The sequence below is a fragment of the Nocardioides sp. N13(2025) genome (assembly GCF_051912545.1).
Lineage (GTDB): Bacteria > Actinomycetota > Actinomycetes > Propionibacteriales > Nocardioidaceae > Nocardioides.
In genome coordinates, this window is the sequence record NZ_CP196809.1 from 850613 (window position 1) to 874460 (window position 23848).

The 23848-nt window shown below is 73.3% G+C and carries 20 protein-coding genes; 14 read left to right on the forward strand and 6 right to left on the reverse strand.

Annotated features, from left to right (window positions below; all coding sequences use genetic code 11):
• The first annotated feature begins 161 nt into the window (after positions 1–161).
• From pta to ACS3YM_RS04105, 3 genes are all read left to right on the forward strand, one after another.
• Positions 162–2237, forward strand: a complete 2076-nt coding sequence (pta, locus tag ACS3YM_RS04095; protein ID WP_439938802.1) for a phosphate acetyltransferase — start codon at positions 162–164, stop codon at positions 2235–2237.
• Positions 2234–3433, forward strand: a complete 1200-nt coding sequence (locus tag ACS3YM_RS04100; RefSeq protein WP_439938803.1) for an acetate/propionate family kinase — start codon at positions 2234–2236, stop codon at positions 3431–3433. Before pta ends, ACS3YM_RS04100 begins: the two co-directional genes overlap by 4 nt.
• A 243-nt stretch (positions 3434–3676) precedes the next feature.
• Positions 3677–4087 (forward strand): hypothetical protein, encoded by a 411-nt coding sequence (locus ACS3YM_RS04105; RefSeq protein ID WP_439938804.1) that lies wholly within the window; start codon positions 3677–3679, stop codon positions 4085–4087.
• Between the two features lie 26 nt (positions 4088–4113).
• On the opposite strand, the gene ACS3YM_RS04110 is transcribed toward ACS3YM_RS04105, so the two are convergent.
• Together ACS3YM_RS04110 and ACS3YM_RS04115 are read right to left on the reverse strand one after the other, a co-directional pair.
• Complete coding sequence (locus ACS3YM_RS04110; RefSeq protein WP_439938805.1) at positions 4114–4692, reverse strand: GNAT family N-acetyltransferase; 579 nt, start codon at positions 4690–4692, stop codon at positions 4114–4116.
• 55 nt (positions 4693–4747) lie between these two features.
• Positions 4748–7435, reverse strand: coding sequence for a bifunctional acetate--CoA ligase family protein/GNAT family N-acetyltransferase (locus ACS3YM_RS04115; RefSeq protein WP_439938806.1), 2688 nt, complete (start codon positions 7433–7435; stop codon positions 4748–4750).
• Positions 7436–7556: 121 nt separating this feature from the next.
• On the opposite strand from ACS3YM_RS04115, the gene ACS3YM_RS04120 reads away from it, so the two are divergent.
• From ACS3YM_RS04120 to ACS3YM_RS04130, 3 genes are all read left to right on the forward strand, one after another.
• Positions 7557–8474 carry an ATP-binding cassette domain-containing protein gene (locus ACS3YM_RS04120; RefSeq protein ID WP_439938807.1) on the forward strand — a complete coding sequence of 306 codons (918 nt, stop codon included), beginning with the start codon at positions 7557–7559 and terminating at the stop codon, positions 8472–8474.
• Between the two features lie 11 nt (positions 8475–8485).
• On the forward strand, positions 8486–10117 hold the full coding sequence (locus ACS3YM_RS04125; protein WP_439938808.1) for an ABC transporter permease: 1632 nt from the start codon (positions 8486–8488) through the stop codon (positions 10115–10117).
• A 64-nt stretch (positions 10118–10181) separates the two neighbouring features.
• A complete protein-coding gene (locus tag ACS3YM_RS04130) occupies positions 10182–10565 on the forward strand; it encodes a hypothetical protein (protein ID WP_439938809.1) in 384 nt (127 codons plus the stop codon).
• A gap of 62 nt (positions 10566–10627) precedes the next feature.
• Here ACS3YM_RS04130 and ACS3YM_RS04135 read toward each other — a convergent pair whose 3' ends face one another.
• On the reverse strand, positions 10628–11509 hold the full coding sequence (locus ACS3YM_RS04135; RefSeq protein WP_439938810.1) for an EamA family transporter: 882 nt from the start codon (positions 11507–11509) through the stop codon (positions 10628–10630).
• A gap of 83 nt (positions 11510–11592) precedes the next feature.
• Between ACS3YM_RS04135 and ACS3YM_RS04140 the strand changes: the two genes are divergently transcribed.
• Positions 11593–12456 carry a LysR family transcriptional regulator gene (locus tag ACS3YM_RS04140; RefSeq protein ID WP_439938811.1) on the forward strand — a complete coding sequence of 288 codons (864 nt, stop codon included), beginning with the start codon at positions 11593–11595 and terminating at the stop codon, positions 12454–12456.
• Positions 12457–12466: 10 nt separating this feature from the next.
• On the opposite strand, the gene ACS3YM_RS04145 is transcribed toward ACS3YM_RS04140, so the two are convergent.
• Positions 12467–12808 carry a DUF2200 domain-containing protein gene (locus ACS3YM_RS04145; RefSeq protein ID WP_439938812.1) on the reverse strand — a complete coding sequence of 114 codons (342 nt, stop codon included), beginning with the start codon at positions 12806–12808 and terminating at the stop codon, positions 12467–12469.
• 29 nt (positions 12809–12837) lie between these two features.
• Complete coding sequence (locus ACS3YM_RS04150) at positions 12838–13395, reverse strand: hypothetical protein (protein WP_439938813.1); 558 nt, start codon at positions 13393–13395, stop codon at positions 12838–12840.
• 126 nt (positions 13396–13521) lie between these two features.
• On the opposite strand from ACS3YM_RS04150, the gene ACS3YM_RS04155 reads away from it, so the two are divergent.
• Together ACS3YM_RS04155 and ACS3YM_RS04160 are read left to right on the forward strand one after the other, a co-directional pair.
• Positions 13522–14655, forward strand: coding sequence for a fatty acid desaturase family protein (locus ACS3YM_RS04155; protein WP_439938814.1), 1134 nt, complete (start codon positions 13522–13524; stop codon positions 14653–14655).
• A 14-nt stretch (positions 14656–14669) separates the two neighbouring features.
• The gene (locus ACS3YM_RS04160) at positions 14670–15761 is read left to right on the forward strand and encodes a carboxylate-amine ligase (RefSeq protein WP_439938815.1); all 1092 of its coding nucleotides are present in this window, start codon (positions 14670–14672) and stop codon (positions 15759–15761) included.
• Between the two features lie 10 nt (positions 15762–15771).
• Here ACS3YM_RS04160 and ACS3YM_RS04165 read toward each other — a convergent pair whose 3' ends face one another.
• Positions 15772–18450, reverse strand: a complete 2679-nt coding sequence (locus tag ACS3YM_RS04165) for an FAD/NAD(P)-binding protein (protein WP_439938816.1) — start codon at positions 18448–18450, stop codon at positions 15772–15774.
• Positions 18451–18547: 97 nt separating this feature from the next.
• Here ACS3YM_RS04165 and ACS3YM_RS04170 point away from each other — a divergent pair, with 97 nt between their 5' ends.
• From ACS3YM_RS04170 to ACS3YM_RS04190, 5 genes are all read left to right on the forward strand, one after another.
• Positions 18548–19249, forward strand: coding sequence for an aspartate/glutamate racemase family protein (locus tag ACS3YM_RS04170; RefSeq protein ID WP_439938817.1), 702 nt, complete (start codon positions 18548–18550; stop codon positions 19247–19249).
• Between the two features lie 201 nt (positions 19250–19450).
• Positions 19451–20377, forward strand: a complete 927-nt coding sequence (locus ACS3YM_RS04175; RefSeq protein WP_439938818.1) for a cation diffusion facilitator family transporter — start codon at positions 19451–19453, stop codon at positions 20375–20377.
• Between the two features lie 14 nt (positions 20378–20391).
• A complete protein-coding gene (locus ACS3YM_RS04180) occupies positions 20392–21414 on the forward strand; it encodes an LLM class flavin-dependent oxidoreductase (RefSeq protein ID WP_439938819.1) in 1023 nt (340 codons plus the stop codon).
• A 46-nt stretch (positions 21415–21460) separates the two neighbouring features.
• Entirely contained in the window at positions 21461–22111 is a 651-nt protein-coding gene (locus tag ACS3YM_RS04185; protein WP_439938820.1) for an NAD(P)-dependent oxidoreductase, read from the forward strand.
• Positions 22112–22182: 71 nt separating this feature from the next.
• Positions 22183–23784 (forward strand): FAD-binding oxidoreductase, encoded by a 1602-nt coding sequence (locus ACS3YM_RS04190; protein WP_439938821.1) that lies wholly within the window; start codon positions 22183–22185, stop codon positions 23782–23784.
• Positions 23785–23848 lie beyond the last annotated feature (64 nt).

Here is a 23848-nt window from a genome sequence, read left to right on the forward strand (position 1 = left end):
TGGTCCGCCTTCCTCGCGCCGCCGCATGTGCCAGTTGCCGTAGCTCACCCGCTGAAGGTAGTGGTGCTGCCGGTCATGCTGCGCCTCCCTCGTGACATCGGCGGGCACGGGCGGCGTGGCCCTGGGACCGCCGGGCGACCGCGACTCGCTACGCTCGGGCCATGGCGCGCAGCGTGTACGTGGCCGGTGTCGAGGGGTTCACCGGCAAGTCCGCGGTGGCGCTCGGGGTGCTCGAGCAGCTGTCCCGCCGCGTCGCGCGGGTGGCCGTCTTCCGGCCGGTGGTCCGCGCCGAGGCGTCGACGGGCGAGGTCCACGACTACGTCCTCGACCTGCTCGTCTCCCACGACGCGGTCGACCTCACGTACGACGAGTGCGCGGGCGTCAGCTACGACGACGTGCACGCCGACCCCGAGGGCGCGATGGACCGCATCGTCGCGCGCTACCACCAGGTCGCCGAGCAGAGCGACGCCGTGGTGATCGTCGGCAGCGACTACACCGACGTCGGTGCTCCGGCGGAGTTCGCCTTCAACGCCCGGGTCGCCGCCAACCTCGGTGCGCCGGTCCTGCTGGTCCTCAACGGCGACGGGCGCGACGTCGACCAGCTCTGCACGGCCGCGGCGATGGCCCAGGCCGAGCTCGCCGCCAACCACGCGAGCCTCTTCGCGGTGATCGCCAACCGCGTCGACCCCTCGGCGACCGACCGGACGGCGGCGGCGCTGCGCCGCGAGGGCGTCCCGGCCTTCGCCCTTCCGGAGCAGCCGCTGCTCAGCGCGCCCTCGGTGGGCGACCTGATGACGGCCTGCGACGGACGCCTGGTCCGGGGGGAGGAGGGCCAGCTGGCGCGAGAGGTGCCGGGTCTTGTCGTCGCCGCGATGACGCTGCCCAACGTGCTGGACCGGCTCTTCGACGGCGCCCTCGTCGTCACGCCGGGCGACCGCCCCGAGATCGTCCTCGGCGTCCTCACCGCCCACCAGTCGGCGAGCTTCCCGCAGCTGTCCGGCATCGTGCTCAACGGCGGCCTCGACCTGCCGGAGCAGGTGGGTCGCCTGCTCGACGGGCTCGCGGTGACCCTGCCGATCATCGCCACCGACCTCGGCACCCACGCCACCTCGACGGCGCTGACCAACCGGCGGGGCCGCCTCGACAAGGACTCCCCGCGCAAGATCGCGACGGCGCTGACGCTCTTCGCCGAACACGTCGACGGCGAGGAGCTGATGAGCGGGCTCGAGGTCGCCCGCACGTCCGTCGTCACCCCGCTGATGTTCGAGCACCAGCTCCTCGACGACGCGATCGCCGACCGTCGACACATCGTCCTGCCGGAGGGGGAGGAGGAGCGGATCCTGCGCGCCGCCGACATCCTGCTGCGCCGCAACGTCGCCGACCTGACGCTGCTCGGCGACCCGATGGTCATCCGCGGCAAGGCCGCGGCCCTGGGGGTCGACCTCTCCACCGCACGGCTGCTCAGCCCCTATGACGAGGAGCTGCGCGAGCGGTTCGCCCAGGAGTACCACCAGCGGCGCGCCCACAAGGGCATCGACCTCGAGGCGGCGCGCGACATCGTCGTGGACGTGTCCTACTTCGGCACCATGATGGTCGAGCTGGGCCTCGCCGACGGGATGGTGTCGGGGGCGGCGCACACGACCGCGCACACGATCCGCCCGGCGCTCGAGGTGATCCGCACCGTCCCCGAGGTGTCGGTGGTGTCGTCGGTCTTCTTCATGTGCCTCAAGGACCAGGTGCTCGTCTACGGCGACTGCGCGGTCAACCCCGACCCCACCGCCACCCAGCTCGCCGACATCGCGATCGCATCGGCGCGCACCGCCGCGGCGTTCGGCGTAGAGCCGCGCGTCGCGATGCTGTCGTACTCCACCGGCACCTCCGGCAGCGGCACGGACGTCGAGAAGGTGACCCAGGCGACGGCGATGGTCCGCGAGCGGGCGCCCGACCTGCTCGTGGAGGGCCCGATCCAGTACGACGCCGCGATCGACGCCGCCGTGGCGCGCACCAAGCTCCCCGACTCCGCCGTCGCCGGGCGGGCCACCGTCTTCGTCTTCCCCGACCTCAACACGGGCAACAACACCTACAAGGCGGTGCAGCGCTCGGCCGGCGCGCTGGCGGTGGGCCCGGTGCTGCAGGGCCTCCGCAAGCCGGTCAACGACCTCTCGCGCGGTGCGCTGGTGCGCGACATCGTCAACACGGTCGCGATCACCGCGATCCAGGCACAGGAGCGGTCGTGACGGATCGGGTGCTGGTCCTCAACCTGGGATCGTCGTCGTTGAAGTACCGCCTCCTCGACGGCGCCACCGGCGTCGCCGAGGCGACCGGCTCGGTGGAGCGCATCGGCGAGGACAGCGCCACCCTGATGCACTCGGTCGGCGGGCACGACCACACCGAGGAGCGCCACGTCACGGACTTCGAGGACGCGTTGCGCTCGGCGCTCGACGCCTTCGACCGCCACGGGCCGGCGATCGACCGCGACGACCTGGCCGCGGTCGGGCACCGGGTCGTGCACGGCGGCGACCTCTTCGCCGAGCCGGTGGTCGTCGACGACCGCCTGCTCGACACGGTCGAGGACCTCGTGCCACTCGCGCCGCTGCACAACCCCGCCAACCTCGAGGGCCTGCGGGTGGCGCTGCGGCTCTTCCCCGACGTGCCGCAGGTGGCGGTCTTCGACACCGCCTTCCACCAGACGATGCCCGAGCACGCCTACACCTACGCCGTCCCGGTGGCCTGGCGTGAGAAGCACCGGATCCGACGCTACGGCTTCCACGGCACGTCGTACGCCTTCGTCTCGCGCCGCGCCGCCGAGCTGCTCGACCGCCCGGTCGAGGACACCAACCTGGTGGTGCTGCACCTCGGCAACGGGGCGTCGGCGGCCGCCGTCCGCGGCGGCAGGTCCGTCGACACCTCGATGGGGCTGACCCCGCTCGAGGGCCTGGTGATGGGCACCCGCTCGGGCGACCTCGACCCGGCGATCCACGGCCACCTGCACCGCGAGCTCGGCTGGTCGCTGGAGGAGATCGACCGTGCCCTGTACCGCGAGTCCGGCCTGCTCGGGCTCGCCGGCGCCAACGACTTCCGTGAGGTGACCCAGCGGCGCGCGGCCGGCGACGAGGCCGCCACCCTCGCGTTCGACGTCTACGCCTACCGCGTGCGCAAGTACGTCGGCGCCTACTACGCCGCCCTCGGTGAGCTGGACGCCGTGGTCTTCACCGGCGGCGTCGGCCAGCACAGCGCCGTGCTGCGCGCCGCCGCCCTCGACGGCCTGTCGCGGCTGGGGATCGTGATGGACGCGCAGCGCAACGAGGCCCGCTCCTTCGACGCACGTTTCGTGTCCGCGGACGGGTCCGACGTCGCCGTACTGGTCGTGCCCACCGACGAGGAGTGGGAGATCGCGCGCCAGGCGCTGGCGGTCGTGCGCGGGGCGCAGTAGCTGGTGCTGGCTGCCGCCAGGGTGGCGGCATACGACATCCGTTGCCCGAGGGTGGCGGCATACGACATCCCGCTGCCCGAGGGTGGCGGCATACGACGGTCCGTTGCCCGAGGGTGGCGGCATACGACGGCGGATCGGGCCTGTGACGCGTTGTATGCCGCCAGGGTGGGCGGCGGGAGGGTCGTATGCCGCCAGGGTGGGCGGCCCGATGCCGCACAACCCGGCCTGAGCGACACTGGCGAGGTGATCTCCCTCGACCTCGCCCGCCGCCTGCACGACGCCGGACTCACCTGGTCGCCGGACAACGGCGACCGGTTCTGGTTGCCCGAGCGCGAGCTCGACCAGCCGGTGTTCACCGTCAGTGACATGGTGGTCGAGGTGCGAGACCTGCCCACCGGGCGCATCTTCGCCTTCAACGGCACGACCGAGTGGGCGCTCGACGACGTGGAGGAGCGCGAGGCCGTGTGGCTGCCGCGTCTCGACCAGCTGCTCGACGTCCTCGGTACGCACTTCCTCAGCCTCGCCTCGCGCTCGGGCGGGCACGTCGTGCTCGTGCAGGTGGCGGATCGCCAGGAGGAGCATGTCGACGTCGGAGCCACCGATGCGGCCGCGCGCGCCGTGCTCAGCCTGCTTCAGGCGGGCGACCAGGGGTGAGGCGCAGCGAGGACGTGGCCCGGACGCTAGCTGCTGGGTGACCGCTCGTGCAGTGCCCGCCACTCGCGGTCGAGCATGGCGTACTGGTAGCCGTCGACCCACCCGAGCTCGGCGTGCCAGGAGTCCTCGACCCCGTGCTGCTCGCGCCTCATGCCTGACTTCTCGAGCACCCGCACCGACGCCGGGTTGTCGGCGTTGCAGCCGGCCGTGACGCGCCGCAGGCCGAGGGGGCCGAACGCGGCCGCCAACAGCCCACGTGCGAGGTCGCTCGCGACGCCCCTGCCCGCGAAGCGCGGGTCGACGATGTAGCCGATCATCCCCTCGGTGCCCTCGGGCATCCCGGGCTGGCCCATGCCGTCCTCGATCTCGAGGAAGCCCATCGCGGCGACGGCGCCGTCCACCTCTGCGACGCACGAGAAGTCGCGGTCGCTGCCGGGGATCGCCAGCCAGTCCTTGCGGAACTCGTCTGGGTCGACCCTCGTGCGCATCATGAACCGGTTGACCTCCGGGTCGTTGCGGAAGGACAGCAGGTGCTCGACGTCGTCTGCGGTCGCCTCACGCAGGAGGAGCGAGCCGACGCGCATGGGCCACGGGTGGGAGGTCACCGCGGCATCGTTCTCGACGGGGACGCGGAACCACAACCGGTTTGCGCCCACGACCCTAGGAGCGCAGCCGCCGGGGGACACCGGTGTCGAGCTCGGGCGGCTCGGCGATGCGCAGCTTGACGTCGACGCAGAAGAGTCCGTGCGCGTTGACGACGACGGGCTCGAGCGTCAGGTCCGCCACGTGGGGGACGTCGACCGCCAGGCGGCCCACCGACATCACGAGGGCCTCGAGCGGCGCGAGGTCGACCTCCTCGAGGCCGTGGTCGCCGACGAGCTGCGGCCAGAGCCGCAGCGCGCGTACGGCGCGGGCGGCGTCCGCCGCGCCGACGGGCGGCAGCAGCAGCACCTCGTCGGCCCAGCTGCCGACCGGCCCGCCGACGACGCCGCCGACCCGGACCAGCGGACCGAGCTGCGGGTCGCGCACCAGGCCGACGGAGGCGAGGTGGCCGAGCACCAACGGCTGGACCAGCACGTCCACCCGGTCGTGGCCGAGCTCCTCGGCGAAGCGTCGTACGGCGTCGGCGACGTCGCTCCCGGTGCGTACGTCGATGCGGACCAGACCGCGGTCGGACTTGTGCAGCACCGTGGGGTCGGCGACCTTGACCGCCACCGGGTAGCCGATCTCCGCGGCGACGGCCTCGGCCTCGTCGGGGCCGGCGGCGAGTCGGCCGACGAGGTGGATGCCGTAGGGGGCCAGCAGCTCGGCCTGGGCGGAGGGGGCCAGCCACTCCGGCTCGCCGCCACGAGCCGCCAGCCGCGAGCGCACCCAGGTGCGGGCGTGGACACCACGCGTGCCGAGCTCGACCTCGGGCTGGTCGGCCGGGACGCGGCGCCATGCGGCGTAGCGCATCGCGCGGCCGAGGGCCCCGATGGCCGCGTCGGTGGTCCGGTAGACCGTGACGCCCGGCAAGCCCCGGGCCGCGTCGAAGGCCGCTCCGGGGGTGACGAGGAGCAGCGGCACGTCCGCACCGGCCGGCCGCGCCGCCGCGACGGCGGCGAACAGGGCGTCGCGGTCGGTGAGCCGGTTGGCGACGAGCATGACCAGGACGGCGTCGGCCTCGCCGGCGTCCAGCACGGCCCGCAGCGCCGCGGTGAGCTCCGCGGGCGTCACGTCGGCACCGAGGTCGACCGGGTTGCTGACGTCGACCGCCCCCGGGGCCGCCTCGCGCAGGGCGGCCTGCAGCTCGGCCGAGGGCGGCGCGACGACCATGCCCTGGCGGTCGGCCCGGTCGGTGGTGAGCGCGCCGACACCGCCGGTGTTGGACACGATGCAGACACGCAGTCCTGCGGGGAGCGGCTGCTCCACGAGCAGCAGGGCGGTCTCCGTGAGCTCGGCGCCGGTGCGGCACGCGATCACCCCGGACTGGTCGAGCAGGGCGTCGACGCCGACACCGACGGTGGAGGCCCGGGTCATGTCCTGGCGGGCGCGGGAGCGGCCGCCGACCACGGCCAGCAGCGGCTTCTGCTCGGCGAAGCGGCGCGCGGTCCGGGCGAACTTCAACGCGTTGCCGAAGGACTCGAGGTAGAGAGCCCCCGCGGCGACCGCGTCGTCGTCCATCCACGCGGCGAGCAGGTCGTTGCTGGAGACGTCGACCTTGTCGCCGAGCGAGACGAAGGCGTGCACGCCGAGCCCCACGTCGCGGGCGAGGTCGAGGAGCGCGAAGCCCATGCCGCCCGACTGCGAGGCGACGGCGAGGCCGCCGACGTCCGGCACGTCGTGCAGCAGGGTCGCGTTGAGCCCGTCGGCGTTGTCGAGGACGCCCTGGGAGTTCGGGCCGACCAGGCGGAGGCTGTGCGCGCGGGCCAGGCCGAGCAGCTCCAAGCGTCGCTCGTCGCTGCCGGTCCCGGAGAAGCCCGACGAGATGACGACCGCGGCGCCGGCGCCGTTGGCGGCTGCGTCGCGCAGCACGTCCGCGACCCCGTCGGCAGGTACGGCGACCACGACGAGGTCGACGGGACCGTCGAGCTCGGCCAGGCTGCGGCTGGTCGGCAGACCGTCGATGGTCTCGGCCTCCGGGTGGACGACGTGCAGCGTCCCGGCGTACGACGAGCTGCGGATGGCCTCGAGGACACCGTGGCCGAAGCCCCCGGCCGAGCGGCGTACTCCGACCACCGCGACGCTCTTCGGGTGGAGCAGCGGCTGCAACGACCGGGCAGCAGCGCGCCACTCGCGACGGTCGGCGGCCTCCACGGCCTCGCGGGACGCGTCGGTGCGGAGCTCGACCGCCACCTCGCCCTCGACGGTCTTGCGGGTCGCCGCGAACCCGGCGGCCCGGAAGACGCGGAGCATGCCGTAGTTGTCGCCGAGGACCTCGGCCTCGAAGCGGCTCACCCCGTGGCGCCGGCCCAGGGCGGCCAGGTGCTCGAGCAGCAGGCTGCCCAGGCCGCGGCCCCGGTCCTCGTCGGCGACCAGGAAGGCCACCTCGGCGCTGTCGGGGGAGAGCAGCTCGGCCGTCGCGAGCCCGGCGACCCGCCCGCGCACGAGGGCGACCAGTGCCGCCGACCCGGTGTTGTCCGGGGCGAAGACGTGGTCGACGTACTGGCGACCGGCCTCCCGGCTGGGGGAGAAGAAGCGCAGCCGCAGGGTGTCCACGGACACCGACTCGTGCAGCGCGAGCACGGCGTCGCGGTCGTCGGGTCGCAGCGACCGGATGACCGCGATGGTGCCGTCGGCGAGCAGAACGTCGGCAGGCTCCGCGGTCCAGTCGCGCGGGGCGACGGACGGGACGACCTCGGCAGTCACGTGCCTCAACGTGCCAGAGCCGGCGCCGCCGTGCCAGCCCCGGGCCGAGGAGGCTGCTGTCCCGGAAGCCGATGACCTTGGTCCCTGTCGCGACGACGGCCGGAGGCGAAGCGTGTCAGGCATGAGTGAGCACGCTGTGGAGACCTTCGGGCTGGTCAAGGACTTCGGGTCGACACGAGCCCTCGACGGGCTGGACCTGACGGTGCTCACCGGCGAGGTGCACGGCTTCCTCGGTCCCAACGGAGCGGGCAAGACGACCACGATGCGCATCCTGCTGGGGATGCTGCGCGCGACGGCCGGTGACGTCAGGCTGCTCGGTGGTGACCCGTGGCGCGACAACGCCTCGCTGCACCGGAGGCTGGCCTATGTCCCGGGTGAGGTGAACCTGTGGCCCAACCTGACCGGCGGTGAGGTGATCGACCTGCTGTCAGCGCTGCGCGGCGGGCTGGTGCCGTCGCGTCGTGCCGAGCTCCTGGATCGGTTCGAGCTGGACCCGACCAAGCAGGTCCGCGCCTACTCCAAGGGCAACCGGCAGAAGGTGGCGCTGGTCGCGGCGTTCGCCTCCGACGTGGAGCTCTACCTGCTCGACGAGCCGACCTCCGGGCTCGACCCCCTGATGGAGACGGTCTTCCAGGACGTCGTCCGGGCGGTGCGGGAGCAGGGCCGCACGGTGCTGCTGTCGAGCCACATCCTGTCCGAGGTCGAGGCGCTGTGCGACCGGGTCACGATCATCCGCGGCGGCCGCGCCGCCGAGTCCGGCACCTTCGCCGAGCTGCGCCACCTCACCCGCACGACCGTCGAGGTCGAGACGGCCCGACCCGCGGCACGGCTCTCCTCGCTGCCCGCCGTGCACGACCTGGCCCTCGACGGCGCGAGGGCACGCTTCAGCGTCGACCCGGCCGAGCTCGACGACGTGCTGGAGGTGCTCGTGGGCTGCCACGTGCAGGCCCTGACCAGCTCCCCGCCCACTCTGGAGGAGCTGTTCCTGCGGCACTACGGCGACCAGGTCGACCGGCCGGCGGTCCTCGGGACGGTGTAGCCGTCATGCGTGTGCCGACAGCATCCGACTTCGCCGGGACCCGGCGCCTGACCCGCCTGGCGGCGCGCCGTGACCGGTTCACCTTCCTCGCGTGGTGGACCGGCCTCGGCCTGTTCGTGGCCGCGACCACGGCCCTGTTCGCCGACAGCCTCGCGCTGGAGGAGGACCTGGTCCGCGAGACCCAGCTCGTGGCGACGAACACGGGCATGCGGCTGCTCGGCCTGACCTCCGGGCCCAGCGCCGGCGGCTACATGCTGCACCGCGAGTTCGTCATGCTGGCCGTGCTCGCCGCCCTGATGAGCACCTTCGCGGTCATCCGGCACACCCGTCAGAACGAGGAGCTCGGTCGCGCCGAGATGCTCGACTCGACCGTGGTCGGCCGGCACGCCGGACTGGCTGCCGGCGTGATCGTCGCCGTGGCTGCCGACGTCGTCCTGGCCCTCGTCCTCGGGATCGCGATCCTGGTCGCGGGACAACCGGCCGAGGGAGCGCTGCTCGCCGGGGCGTCGGTCGCTGCCGTCGGGCTGGTGTGGGTCGGCGTCTCGGCCGTGACGTGCCAGCTGTCCTCCACGGCGCGGGGCGCGGCCGGCATCGCGGCGGGGGCGCTCGCCGTGGCCTTCGTGGTCAGCGGGGTCGGCAACATGCTCGGTGAGGTCGACGCCTCGGGCATGCGGGTCACCAGCTCCTGGGTGGCGTGGCTGTCACCCATCGGGTGGGGGCAGCAGACCAGGCCCTTCGGGGGTGCCCACTGGTGGCCGCTGCTGCTGGCCCTCGCCGCCCTCGTCGTGCTGGTGGCGGTCGCGGGCGCGCTCGCGAGCCGCAGGGACGTCGGGCGCGGACTGTGGCGCGAGCGTCGCGGCCGCGGCGTCGCAAGGCGGTCGCTGCTGAGCCCCCTCGGTCTGGTGTGGCGGCTGCAGCGCGGCGCGTTCGTCGGCTGGGCGGTCGCGCTGGCGATGTTCGGCCTGATCTTCGGCAACCTGACCGAGCAGATCCAGGGCTTGACGGGCAACGCCAAGGACTGGTGGACGGAGGCGGGCGGCACCGACCGGCTCATCGACGCCTACCAGGTCTCCATCATCCAGATGGCCGGCATGTTCGTCGCCATCTACGTCGTCCAGGTGCTGCTCCGGATGCGTGTCGACGAGATCGGCGGGACCCTGGAGCCCGTGCTCGCCACCGGCGTCAGCCGGGCACGGTGGCTGCTCAGCCACGTGGTGCACGCAGTCCTGGGTGCGGTCGCCCTGATGGTGGTCTTCGCGGTGAGCATGGGCCTGACGACCGGGCAGGTGCTCGGGGGCACCCTCGACCAGGCTGCCCGGCTCGTCGGGGCCGGGCTCGTGCAGGTGCCCGGCGTCCTGGTGGTCGGCGCCGCCGTGGTCGCGGTCAGCTGCGTGGTGCCGCGGTGGTCGGTCCCCGTCAGCTGGGGCCTGATGCTGCTGATGATCGTCGCGGGCCCGATGTTCGGGCCGAGCCTGGACTTCCCGACGCTCGTGCAGGACCTGTCCCCGTTCACGCACAGCCCCAAGGTGCCGGCCGTCGACGTCACGGCTGCGCCCCTCCTGGGCCTCACCGCCGTCAGCGCCGGCCTCGCGCTGGCCGGCCTGGCCGTCCTGCGCCGCCGCAACCTCGCGCTCCCTGCCTGAGCGGTGAGGAGCACGCGGTCGGCGTTCCCGGGTGTGGACGCGGAAGCGGCAGCGGAGTATTCAGGTGACTGTGACCAGGACGGCCGCGGTCTGCTCCCTCGTGCTGGGCCTGGGCTTCGGCCTCCCGGGTGTCTACGGCGCGTGGCGCCTTGCGCGGCACGGCGAGGTCTGGACGTTCCTCGGCTTCCCGACCTACGGGGGCGGGCCCTTCGAGAAGGGGGGACTCCCGACGAGCGCCGCACTGATCGCCGGGTTCGTGGCGGTGTGCGCGGCCGAGGTGGCGTGCGGCGTCCTGCTCTGGCGGGGTGCTTCGTCGGGCCTGTGGCTGGCGCTGGCCCTGCTCTCCGTCGAGCTGGTGTTCTGGGTCGGCTTCGCGCTGCCGTTCGGACCGGTGCTGGGCCTGGTGCGGACCGCGCTCGTGGTGGCGGCGCTCCTCTCCGGGCACTGACGCGGACGGGACCAGAGATGGCGAGCGCGTCCGGACTGCCGAGACCGCGGCCCAGGTGATGGTCACCGGCTGGCGGAAACCTGCTCGAGCGCGTCGACGACGGTTCCGTGCCGCGCGCCGCTGCGCTCGGCTCCGATCCCGGCCGCCACGACGAGCAGGATGCCGACGACAGCGAGGGTGTGGGGCACCTGGCTGAGCGCGAGGAAGCCGATGACCAGCGCGAAGGCGGGCTCGAGCGCCATCAACGTCCCGAACGCGCCGGTGGTGAGCCGTCGCAGGGCGAGGAGCTCGAGGGCGAACGGCACGACCGGCAGCAGGATGGCGAGGCCGAGCCCGTAGATCACCAGCTGTGGGCTCAGGTCGCCGACCACGCCGGGGCCGGCCACGCACGTCGCGAGGACGGCTGCCACCGGCATCGAGATCGCCAGGCCACCCAGCCCGCCCACGGCGTCGCCGACGCGCTGGGTCAGCAGGATGTACGCCGCCCAGCACACGGCCGCCGCGAGGGCGAGGGCCACGCCGGCCGGGTCGGCGTCGCCGGTCCACGGCTCGGTGAGGCACAGGACCCCCACGGCCGCGAGCAGCGCCCATGCCCGGCCGACACCGCGGCTGCGGAGCACGGCGATGCTCAGCGGCCCGAGGAACTCCAGCGCGCTCGCGGTGCCCAGCGGGAGCCGGGCGATCGCCGCCATGAAGAACAGGGTCACCCCGCCCGTGGCGATGCCGAGCGCCGTGCCCGCCCGGAGCGCCTCGCGGCTGTAGTCGCGGAGCCGGGGCCGCACGAGCGCCAGGAGCAGGATGCCCGCCCAGGACAGCCGCAACCATGCCGCGCCCGCCGGGCCGAGGTCGTCGATGAGGCCGACCGACGCGGCGAGGCCGAGCTGGACGCAGAGCATGGACGCGACCGCCATCGAGGCGCCGGTGCGGGCGGGGGAGCGGGTCATGGCTCCAGTGAAGGACAGCGTGACCGTTCGTGTCCACGTGACTTTGATGGACAAATCGTTCGTGCGAACGACACAATCCAGCGGTGGACGTACGCCGCCTCCGGATGCTGCTCGAGCTCTCCAGGCTCGGGTCGATGCACGAGGTCGCGGACGCGCTCGGCACCACCACCTCGAGCGTGTCCCAGGGGATCGCGGCCCTCGCTCGCGACGTCGGGAGCCCGCTCCTCGAGCCCGACGGTCGCCGGGTGCGCCTCACCCCGGCCGGGCGGCGGCTGGCCGACCACGCCGTCACGATCCTCGCCGCCGTGGAATCGGCCCGACTCGACCTCGATCCGCACGCCGAGCCCGCGGGCGTCCTTCGCGTGGCGGGCTTCGCCTCGGCCGTGCGCCGGTCGCTGCTCCCGGCGATCGACGACCTCCGGGCCACCCACCCGGGCATCGAGGTGCGGGTCCACGAGTACGAGCCGCTGGAGGCGCTCGACCTGCTCGCGCGCGACGACGTCGATCTCGCGCTGGTCTACGACTACGACCTCGCGCCTGCCGAGTGGCGCGACGACCACGAGGTCATCCCGCTGTGGGCCGTCGAGTGGGGTGTCGGCGTGCCGAGCCGGGACCGAGGCCTGGCCCTGGCCGACCTCGCCGACCGCGACTGGATCGTCAACTCCCGGCACACCGCGGACGAGGACGCGCTGCGCACCCTCGCCTCGCGCGCGGGCTTCGTGCCGCGCGTCGTCCACCGGATCGACTCGCTGGAGCTGGTCGACGACCTCGTCGTCGCGGGCAGCGGCGTGGCGCTGCTCCCGCGCGGGCGGGCGTCACGACGCGGTGTGAGCGTGCTGCGGCTCCGGGACCCGAGCGTGGCGCTGCGGGCGTACGCCGTGGTCCGGCGCGGCCGGAGCAGCTGGCCCCCGCTGCGCGCGGTGCTCGAGCGCCTGGCGCACGGGTGAGGCCGGGTCGTCAGCCCCGGAGCACCTTCTCCATGGGTCGGCCCTTCGCGAGCTCGTCGACGAGCTTGTCGAGGTAGCGGATCTGGCGCATCAGCGGGTCCTCGACCTCCTGCACCTTCACCCCGCACACCGAGCCGGTGATCTGGTCGACGTGCGGGTTGAGGGCGGCGTCGGCGAAGAAGTCCTCGAAGGTCGTCCCCTGCTCCAGGTGCCCCTTCAGGGTCTGCTTGTCGAACCCCGTCAGCCACTCGATGACCTCGTCGAGCTCGGCCTGCGTGCGGCCCTTCTTCTCCACCTTGGCGACGTAGTGGGGATAGACCGAGGCGACGCTCGTGGTGAAGATCCGGTGCATGGTCCGAGGATAGGTCCCGGGGTGGACCCTCAGGCAGGGTCGAGGTCGGCGGTCCCGTCCAGCACGTCCGCCTCGGGCACGCCGAGCGCCGGAGCGAGCACCGCGGCCTGCTTGGTCGGCGCCTTCTTCTTCGCGGGTGCCTTCCGCGCAGTCTTCTTGGCAGCCGTCTTCTTCGCGGCCTTCCTGCCGGGCGCCACCGGGGCGGGGGCGGCCTCGTCGAGCGCCTGCACGCCCGCGGGCATCGACGGTGTCGGCGCCGACTTCAGCGGCACCTCGCTCGCCGAGACCTTCTTCGCGGGGGCCTTCTTGGCGGCTGGCGCCTGCGTGGCAGGCGCTGCGTCGGCCACCGTCTCGGGAGCCACCGGGCCCGGAGCGACCACGGAGGTCGTCTCGGTCGGCCACGGGGACGCCGCCGGACGGGCCGGCGCGCCTGCCGCGCGGTCGAGGGCCCAGCCCAGGGCGCGTCCGGTCGCCCGCAGGCCCACCGTGGCGGCGCCGACGGTGGCTCCGAGGGTGGCAGCGGCGACGTGGCCCGCGGTGCGCGCCGGCAGGGTGACCGCGTCGGTGACGGTGTTCAAGGGGTTCACGAGGACTCCGTTTCGTCAGGTGCGGCGCTCCCTGTACCCCGAAGGCGCCGACGTAGACCGTGGCGTACGCCACGTCCGGGGCAGGGCGGGGCGTATGCCGGGCGCCCACAACGGATACTGCACCCCATGACCGCCCTCCTGCAGCACGCTCCCGCGCCGACCGCTCGCAGGTCGTACGCCGACCTGACGCCCAGCGAGGTCGAGGAGATCGGGCGCACCCTCGACGCCCTGCGGCAGGAGGTCCTGGACAGCCGCGGCGCCGACGACGCGGCGTACATCCGACGCCTGATCGCCCTCCAGCGGTGCCTGGAGGTCGGCGGCCGGGTGGTGCTCCTCGGCAGTCGCCACCGCTTGGCGTGGTGGGCCGGCACCGCCTCGCTCGCGCTCGCGAAGATCCTCGACAACATGGAGATCGGGCACAACGTCCTGCACGGGCAGTGGGACTGGATGCGCGACCCGCGGATCCACTCCTCGACCTGGGACTGGGACCACGCCACCGCGCCCGAGCAGTGGCGCCGCGCGCACAACGACCGGCATCACGTGAACACCAACGTGATCGGCAAGGACAACGACCTGGGCTACGGCATCATGCGCGTCGACGAGGCCCAGGAGTGGCAGCCGCGCCACCTGGCGCAGCCGCTGTGGAACCTCGTCAACGCCGTGATCTTCGAGTACGGCATCGCGATGTACGACCTCGACCTCGGCGAGACGTTGCGGGAGGGCGACGGCTTCTCGCCGCAGCTCAAGCAGGAGCTGCGCACGACGGCGCGCAGGGCCGCGCGCAACGCCTTCCGCGACTACGTGCTGCACCCCGTCGCCTCCGCTCCCACCGGGTCCGCCCGCTCCACCTTCACGGCCAACCTCGTGGCCAACCTGGTGCGCAACGTGTGGAGCCACTCGGTGATCATGTGCGGGCACTTCCCCGAGGGCGTGGAGACCTTCGAGGTGGACGAGATCGACGACGCGGAGACGCGCGGGCACTGGTACCTCCGCCAGATGCTGGGGTCCGCCGACATCTCCGGCTCCCGCGTGATGCACGTGCTGTGCGGCAACCTGTCGCACCAGATCGAGCACCACCTGTTCCCCGACCTCCCGAGCAACCGCTACCGCGAGGTCGCCGGTCCGGTCCGGGCGCTCTTCGAGCGGCACGGGCTGGCCTACAACAGCGCGCCCCTCGTCAAGCAGGTCGCGAGCGCCTGGCACCGGGTCCTCAGGTTGTCGGTGCCGCCGCGCCGACCTCGCACCGCAGCGGCCGGCTGAGCACGCGGATGGGCGTGCCGTCGTTCGTGCCGGGCGGCGAGTTCTCGGTCGGTGTCGAGGACGAGCTCATGCTCGTCGACGAGTCGGGCAACCTGCTCGGGCGTGCCGCGCAGCCCCTGGTCGACGCCCTGGTCGGCTCCGGGTCCGCGGCCGGGGTCGTGACGGGCGAGATCTACGCCGACCAGGTCGAGCTCAACACGCCGGTGTGCCGAGGCGCGGAGGACGCGTGGCGCTCGGTGCGCGAGCTTCGCCGCACGGTCCTGGGCCACGGCGTCCGCTTCCTCGCTGCCGGTGTGCACCCGGCGGCGCCGCTGGGAGCGGCGGCGATCGTCGGGTCCCCGCGCTACGACCGGATCGTCGACGAGCTCGGCGGGCTCCTGCGCACCCCGACGGCCGCGCTCCAGGTCCACGTCGGGCTCCCCGACGCGGAGACGGCGATGCTGGCCTACCGGGGGCTGCGGCACCGGATGCCGCTGCTGCGCGCCCTGGCTGCCGGCTCGCCGTTCTGGCACGGCGTGGACTCGGGACTGGCCACGTCGAGGTCGGCGATCATCCGGTCCTACCCGCGTCACCAGCCGTCCCCGCTCCTGCGGACCTGGGACGACTACGTCGCACGCACCGACGCACTGGTGGCGGCGGCCGAGGCCCCGGACCACACCTACGTCTGGTGGGACGTGCGTCCGCGCCCGCTGCTCGGCACCCTCGAGGTGCGCGTCATGGACGCCGTTCCGTCGCTCTCCGTGGTGGCCGGGCTGACCGCCCTGGTGCAGGGCATCGCCCGCCGTGCCGTCGAGGCACCCGACCCGGTCGACCTCAGCGACGACGTGCTCGCCGTCAACGACCACCGCGTCACCCGGCACGGGCTGGAGACGCGGATCGTCGACGTCGACGAGACCCTGCGTCCCGTGCGTGAGGTCGCCGCCCGCGCGGTCGCCGACGCCCGCGCCGTCCTGCGCGGTGACGGGCTCGACGCTCCTCTCGACGCGGTCGAGGCGATGCTGCGCGAGCCCGCCGAGCCCGACCGTCAGCGCAAGACGGCCGCCACCTCAGGCATGGCTGCCCTGCTGGGCGACCTCGTCGCCCGCACCAGCGACCTGGACGGCTGAGCCGGCTCGGTCACCGACCCGTGCCGGCCGCGTCCACCGACGTGTGCTGCGCGCCGGTCACCGCCGCCCGCCGGCGTGCGTCCAGCGCCGACGACCGGCGGGAGAGGCGCTGGTCGAGGATCGCCGCGGCCTCCTCGGTGCGCCCGGCCATGGCCAGCGCGTGGACGAGCGTGTCCTCGACGACCTCGCGCTGCGCCTTGCTGCCGCCGAGGGGGTCCATCGTCCGCACGACGTCGGTCAGCGTGGCCGCGGCGGCGTTCCACCGCTGCTCGACGACCGACGCCAGACCGGTGCAGAGCGGCGAGACGACGTCGCGGAAGACGCGGTCCTCGCTGCGGGCGGCCTGGTCGGCCAGACCGGCGAGGGCTGCGGCGTCACCGTCGGCGGCCAGCAGGACGGCGCCGTGCAGGGCTGCGAAGCCGGTCGGGGGAGCGGTGAGCCACTCCTCCGGTGCCTGCGCGCGTACCTCGTCGACGGGCAGGTCCTCGGTCCAGGCGCCGGTGACCCGGCCGCGCCACAGCAGGGCACCGCTGTCGACGACGACCCGGCTGCCGCTGACGACCGACGGCGCGAGCTCGCGCTCGTAGCGGCGACGCACGGCCTCGACGTCGTCCTGCATCAGCTCGTGGAGGGCGGCGTGCCAGGAGAAGTGCGAGCGGTGGTTGGCCTCGGGGCCGCGGGTGCGGATCCACTCGTCGAGCCAGGCCAGGCCGGCCGCGTGGTCACCGGTCTCGTAGAAGACGTGGGCGCGGGCGTGGACGGCGTGCCCGGAGGCGGGCTCCACGGAGAGGGCGTACGAGGCGAGGTCCTCGGCCTCGGCCCAGCGCTCCTGGTCCTGCCGCACGAACGCCAGCTGCCCGGCGTACCACCAGTCGTCGCCGTAGGACCGGCCCAGCGACTCGACCAGCGCGGCGGTCTGGGTGCCGCTGGTGAGGCCGCCGAAGGCGACGGTCGGCACCGCGACGCTCACCGCGAGCGCGTCGCGGGGGAACAGGCGTACGTGCCGCAGCAGGGCGGCGGCGCCCGTGGCCTCGTCGGTGCGGAGGCGGGTGGTGACGGCGTCGAGGAAGCTGCTCTCGCGGTCGTCGAGGTGCCGTTCGGACGCCGCGCGGTGCGCGGCGCGGAGGGAGGACTGCCAGTGGGTGGTGGCGCCCCACTCGTGGCCCAGCAGCGCCAGGGCGGCGTGGGCCTGGACGAAGCCGCCGTCGGCGGCGACTGCCTCGGCGAGGCCCTCCTCGACGCCGTCCTGCAGGCGGAGCAGGCGCCCGAGCGCGCTGTTGTAGCGGTCGGCGGCGTCCTGCGACGTGGACAGGGTGAGGCCGTAGGGGTCGACCGGGCGGCGTCGCGACTCCCCGTGCATCGAGCGGGTCACGACGCGGGCCACGTCGTAGGCCTGCTCGCGGATCTCCGGCATGGCGGTCGACTCCCACAGGTTGCCGCGGCGCAGCGAGCCGACGGCGAGGAAGGGGAGCGTGTCCGGGAGGGTGCCGAGGATCCGGCCGTCGTCGGCGGTGTCGATGCCCAGGCCGGCCGGGCCGGGCCGCACGAGGCCCGACTGCGCGAGACGGGTCAGCAGCGGGTCGGCGGCGATCGACCCCACCGGGCCCGTGCAGTTCACCACCGCCGCGACACGGAGGGTGGTGCCGTCGTCGAGGGTGACGTGCAGGGCGTTGTCGTCCGCGCGGACTCCGGCGATGGTCCCGCGGTGGCGCTGCAGCCGTCCCTCGGCGGCGATGGCGTCGAAGCGCCGCGCGGTCGCCGGCGCCATCCGGTGCCGGTGCACGTCCCAGGTGCGGGCGTCCTCGGCGATGAACCGGCGCTTGTCGGCCTCGGACAGGCCCCGCCACAGCTGGGCGGTGACCGGGCGCAGGCCGTCGACCGCGGCGCGCCAGTCGCCGGTCGCCTCGACGGTGCGCTCGACGTGACCGGCCAGCGTGGAGCGGAGCTGGTCGAGGCTGTCGACCCGGGTCACACCGGGCGGCGGGGGGACCGGGGGAGTCGTGGGCAGCACGTGCGGGTGGGGCACGGCGTCGCGGCGCGAGACGACGTGCACTGTCCGGTCGGGGCGGTCCGCGCTGATCGCGAGGTCGACCATGGTGAGGCCCGAGCCGAGCATCAGCACGTCGCCGACCTCGGGGATCTCCTGGGTCCACGGGTCGGCGATGAGTCGCGGGTCGTCCGCGAGCTCCGCCGGCGCCCAGGCGGTGCCGGGCCGGCTGCTGGTGGCGAGCACGACGGCGCGCGCCTCGAGGTGGTCGCCGTCGGAGAGCTCGACGACGAACCCGTTGCCGGCGCGGGCGACGTCGACGACCTCCGCGCGCCGGCGTACGAGCCGGGCGTTGCCGGGGAACTCGGTCGCGGCGATCAGCAGGCTCTCGACGTAGCGGCCGAACACCGCGCGCGGCGCGAAGCCGTGGGGCTGGAAGCGCGGGTCGTGGTGGTCGCGCAGCCAGCGCAGGAAGTGGTCGGGGTCGCGCGGGAAGGCGCTCATCCCTGACGCCGGGACGTTGAGCAGGTGGCGCTCGTCGGTGGTGGAGTAGGCCTGGCCGCGGCCGGTGGTGGGCGCCGGGTCGACCAGCTCCACGCGGAAGCGCGACGACAACGCGGTCACCAGGTGCGTCGCGACCAGCGTGCCACCGGCACCCGCGCCGACCACCACGACCCGACAGCCACCCTCGTTGGTCCCCATGCCACGACTCCGTCCCATAGTGCAGTGAGTTAGGTGACTAAGTTAGCAAGGCGTCGTCCCGCTCGCGAGTCGACGGACGGCGTGTTCAATGACAGCCATGGGCGAGGGCATGCGCAAGGTCGGGCTCCTGGGCGGGATGAGCTGGGAGAGCACGGCGCTCTACTACCGGCTCCTCAACGAGGGTGTCCGCGAGCGCCTCGGCGGCTTCCACTCCGCGCGGCTGGTGCTGACCTCGGTCGACTTCGCGGACATCGAGGCGATGCAGGTCGCGGGCGACTGGGAGGCGGCAGGCGCGGCGCTCGCGGACGAGGCGCGCTCGCTGGAGGCCGCGGGCGCCGAGTGCCTGGTGCTCTGCACCAACACGATGCACAAGGTCGCCGACGCGATCGAGGGTGCGGTCGGCATCCCGCTGCTGCACCTGGCGGACGTGACCGCCGACGCCGTGCGCAGCGCGGGGGTCGACCGCGTGGCTCTGCTCGGCACCCGCTTCACCATGGAGCAGCCGTTCTACGCCGACCGCCTGCGCTCGCACGGCCTCGACGTGCTCGTCCCGGAGGGCGACGACCTCACGTTCGTCCACGACGTCATCTACGACGAGCTGGTGCTCGGCGTGGTCCGCGACGAGTCCCGGGCGGCGTACGTCGACGTGGTGCGGCGCCTGGTCGCGCGGGGCGCCGGGGGAGTGGTCCTCGGCTGCACCGAGATCGAGCTGCTCATCGGCCCCGACGACGTCGAGGTGCCGGTCTTCGCCACCACCGCGCTGCACGCGCGAGCGGCCGTGGAGTTCGCGCTCAGCTGACCTCGCCGCGGACGAGCAGGTCGAGCAGGAATGGACTTCCACTCGTACGAGTGGAAGTCCATCGGGGCCTGAGCGTGGAAGAGACCGTCAGCGCCTGAACTTCCACCCGAGCGAGTGGAAGTCCATGGCGGCCCGAGCGGGAGACGGTGGACTACCCCGACGGGGCTGACGTGGGCGACCCGCCTGCGGCAGGCTGACCCGGTGCTCACCGTCGTCGTCGCACTGACCGCCAACACGGTCCTGGCCATCCTCAAGAGCATCGTCGCGGTCGTCACGGGATCGGCGTCGATGGTGGCGGAGGCCGCGCACTCGTGGGCCGACGCGGGCAACGAGGTGTTCCTCGTCATCGCCGAGCGCCGGGCCGAGAAGCCCCCCGACCCCGCCCACCCGCTGGGCTACGGACGCGAGGCCTACGTGTGGTCGATGATCGCGGCCTTCGGCCTGTTCGGCGTGGGCGCCGCGGTGTCGGTCTGGCACGGCATCCAGTCGCTGGCGGCCGAGGAGGCGGAGACCAGCTACACCTGGGCCTACGCCGTCCTCGGGGCGGCCTTCGTCCTGGAGAGTGTGTCGTTCTTCCAGGCTCGTCGGGAGGTGCGCCGCGGCGCGCGCCGGGCCGACGTGAGCCGGCTGACCTTCCTCGACAAGACCTCCGACCCGACGCTGCGGGCGGTCTTCTTCGAGGACGCGGCGGCGCTGGCCGGCATCGTGATCGCCGCCAGCGGGCTGGCGCTGCACCAGGTCACCGGGCAGCCGGTCTGGGACGCGATCGGCTCGATCCTCGTCGGCCTGCTGCTGGGCTGGGTCGCGATCTACCTGCTGCGCCGCAACATGGCGTTCCTCGTCGGCCAGGTCGCGGACCCGCGGGCGTACGACACGGTGCTGGGGTGGTTGCGCGAGCGGGCCGAGGTGCAGAGCGTGAGCACCCTCCACCTGGAGTACGTCGGACCGGACAAGCTCTTCCTCGTCGGGTCGGTCGACCTCGTCGGCGACGACCCCGAGAGCGAGGCTGCCGCCGAGCTGCAGCGCCTGGAGGACCACCTCGAGGAGCGCCCGGGGATCGCCCGGGCCGTGCTGTCCCTCGCGGCGCCGGGGCGCCCGCCGATGGTCGGGAACAACGAAGGTGGTTGAGCGTTGAACCAACCATGAAGAAGATCGGGTTCCTCAACTTCGGCCACTGGACCGACTCCCCGCAGTCCGCGGTGCGCTCGGCCTCCGACACCTTGCTCCAGTCGATCGACCTCGCCGTCGCGGCGGAGGAGCTCGGGGCTGACGGGGCGTACTTCCGCGTCCACCACTTCGCCCGGCAGCTGGCCTCGCCGTTCCCGCTGCTCGCCGCGATCGGCGCGCGCACCAGCCGGATCGAGATCGGCACCGGCGTGATCGACATGCGCTACGAGAACCCGCTCTACATGGCCGAGGACGCCGGCGCCGCCGACCTCATCTCCGGCGGCCGGCTCCAGCTCGGCATCAGCCGGGGATCACCGGAGCAGGTCATCGACGGCTGGCGCTACTTCGGCTACGGCCCGGCCGAGGGCGAGGACCAGGCCGACATGGCCCGCCGCCACACCGAGGTCTTCCTCGAGGTCCTGACCGGCAAGGGCTTCGCCGAGCCCAACCCGCGCCCGATGTTCCCCAACCCGCCCGGCCTGCTGCGTCCCGAGCCGCACTCGCCGGGACTGCGCAACCGCATCTGGTGGGGCGCGGCGTCCGACGCGACCGCACGCTGGACCGCTGAGAAGGGCATGCACCTGATGAGCTCGACGCTCAAGGCGGACGAGACCGGCGAGCCGTTCCACGTCCAGCAGCGCAAGCAGATCGAGGTGTTCCGCGACGCCTGGCGCGAAGCGGGCCACCCGGGCGAGCCGCGCGTCTCGGTGAGCCGGTCGATCATGCCGATCACGACCGACCTCGACCGGCTGTACTTCGGCCACGAGGGCTCCAGCTCCGACCAGTTCGGCCAGATCGAGGCCAACCTGCGCGCCGTCTTCGGCAAGACGTACGCCGCCGAGCCCGACGTGCTGGTCAAGGAGCTCGCCGACGACGAGGCCATCGCCGCCGCCGACACCCTGCTGCTCACGGTGCCGAACCAGCTCGGCGTCGACTACAACGCCCACCTGCTCGAGTCGCTGCTCACCGACGTGGCGCCCGACCTCGGCTGGCGCTGACGCCCCACCACCTCCCACACACTTCAGGCTCGAAGGAGCAGATCACATGGCACGCATCACCGTCATCGGAGGAAACGGCTACGCGGGCGCTGCCCTCGTCGCCGAGTCCCGCAAGCGCGGTCACGAGGTGACCTCGGTCAGCCGCTCGGCACCGGAGTCACCGGTCGACGGCGTCGACCACGTCGAGGGCTCGGTGCTCGACGCCGAGGTCCTCGACCGCGTCACCGAGGGCCGCGACGTCGTGGTGAGCGCCCTCTCGCCCCGCGGCGACATGGTCGGCAAGGTCGAGGGCGTCGTGGCCGACCTCATCACCCGCCTCGCCGGTACGCCGACCAGGCTGGGCTACATCGGCGGCGCGTCCTCGCTCCTCACGGAGGAGGGCGGCCCGCGGCTGTGGGACGTGAGCAAGGACCACGTCCCGGACGAGGTGAGGCCCGAGGTGCAGACCGGCCTCGACACCCTCGCGCTGCTCGAGGAGAGCCCGGAGTCGCTCGACTGGTTCTACGTCAGCCCACCCGAGGAGTTCGGGTCGTGGCTCGGCACGCCGTCGAGGGGCCGCTACACGCTGGGCGGCGACGTCCTGCTGCGCGACGCCGAGGGACAGTCGACGATCTCCGCCGACGACCTGGCGCTCGCGATCCTCGACGAGATCGAGAAGCCGGCCCACCATCGCAAGCGCTTCACCGCGATCGCCTGACCCCGACGGGCCATCCGCGATGAGTACGCGGTCCCATGCTCCCTGCGTCCCCGACGAGGACGCTCGGACGCATGGGATCGCGACGCTCGACAGGCCGACGACGGGTCAGGATCTGGTACGCCCGGGCGGCCCTCGTCGTCCTGCTCTCCGTCGGCGTCGCCCAGGTCGACCACTGGTCCGACGCCGGTGACGGTGAGAAGGACTGCGTGGTGCAGGTCCGCGCCGCCTCGCCCGAGGTCGTCCAGCGCGTGGCGACGCCGTTCGCGGGCCTGGTGCAGCGCGGTGGCACGGTCAACGACGCCAGCTGCGTCAACGCGGTCGCGGTGCACGGCGTCGTACGCCCCACCTCGGTCGCCGACGTGCAGGCGGCGCTGGCGTACGCCCGCGAGCACGACCTGAAGGTCGCGGTCGGCGGCACCCGGCACAGCATGGGCGGGCAGGCGTCGTACCCCGGCGGTCTCGTGCTCGACATGACGCGCCTGGCCTCGGTCAGGATCGACGACGGGCGCGGGACGGTCCGCGTGGGTGCCGGCGCTCCGTGGAAGGTCGTGCTGGAGGCGCTGCACGAGGAGGGGCTGTCGGTCGGCGCCATGCCGGGCATCGACATCCTCAGCGTCGGCGGCACCGTGTCGGTCAACGCCCACGGTGCCGACTTCCGCACCGGCAGCCTCGCGCCCACGATCCGCTCCCTCCGCATGGTCCTGGCCGACGGCTCGGTGCGAGAGGTCAGCCGCCAGCAGGACCCCGCGCTCTTCCGGGCCGCGATCGGCGGCTACGGGCTCTTCGGCGTGATCGTCGAGGTCGAGCTCGAGACCGTGCCCGACGAGGTCTACCGGTTCGAGCAGCGGCTGGTCCCCACTGCCGACGTGGCCGACGTCTTCGAGGACGAGGTCGTCCCCGATGACGACGTGCGGATGATGTACGGCCACCTGTCGACCTCGCCCGGCAGCTTCCTCGACGAGGTCATCCTCTACACCTACCGCCGCGTCGACGACCCGTCGGTGACCGTCCCGCCGCTGCGCGCCGACCAGGACTCCCGCGTCGCGCGGCTGGTGCTCAACGTCGCGCGCACGGGCGGGACCGGTCAGCGGGTCAAGTGGGCCGCGCAGCGGCACCTGCTGCCGCACCTGCGCCGGTGCGAGACCTCCCGCAACGCCGCGCTGCGGGCCGCCGAGGCGTGCCTGGTCTCGCGCAACCAGGGCCTCTACAACAGCCTCGGGCTGCTCGACAACGAGCTGACCCAGTACACCGACGTGCTCCACGAGTACTTCCTGCCGCCCGAGGAGCTCGCGGGGTTCCTCGCCGAGGCGCGCACCGAGCTGACGGCCCACGACGCCCAGCTGCTCAGCGCCTCGATCCGGTCGGTGGAGAGGAGCGAGACCCTGCTCTCGTACGCGCCCGCGCACCGGCTCTCGGTGGTGCTCTACCTGAGCCAGGAGGTCTCGTCGGCCGGCCACGCCGACATGGCCGACCTGACCCGTCGCCTCGTGGCGCTCGCGCTCGAGCACGGCGGCACGTTCTACCTTCCCTACCAGCAGCACTACACCCGGGCGGACCTCGAGCGCGGCTACCCGCAGGTGGGCCGCTTCTTCGAGACCAAGCTCGAGCGCGACCCCGACCTGCTGTTCATGAACAGCCTCGCCGCGAGGTACGGCGACGAGCTGCGCGGCTGACGGCTCCGAGCTCACCACCCACGCAGGTGAGCCGCGCGACGGCGTGCGGTGCTTGTGTGGAGAG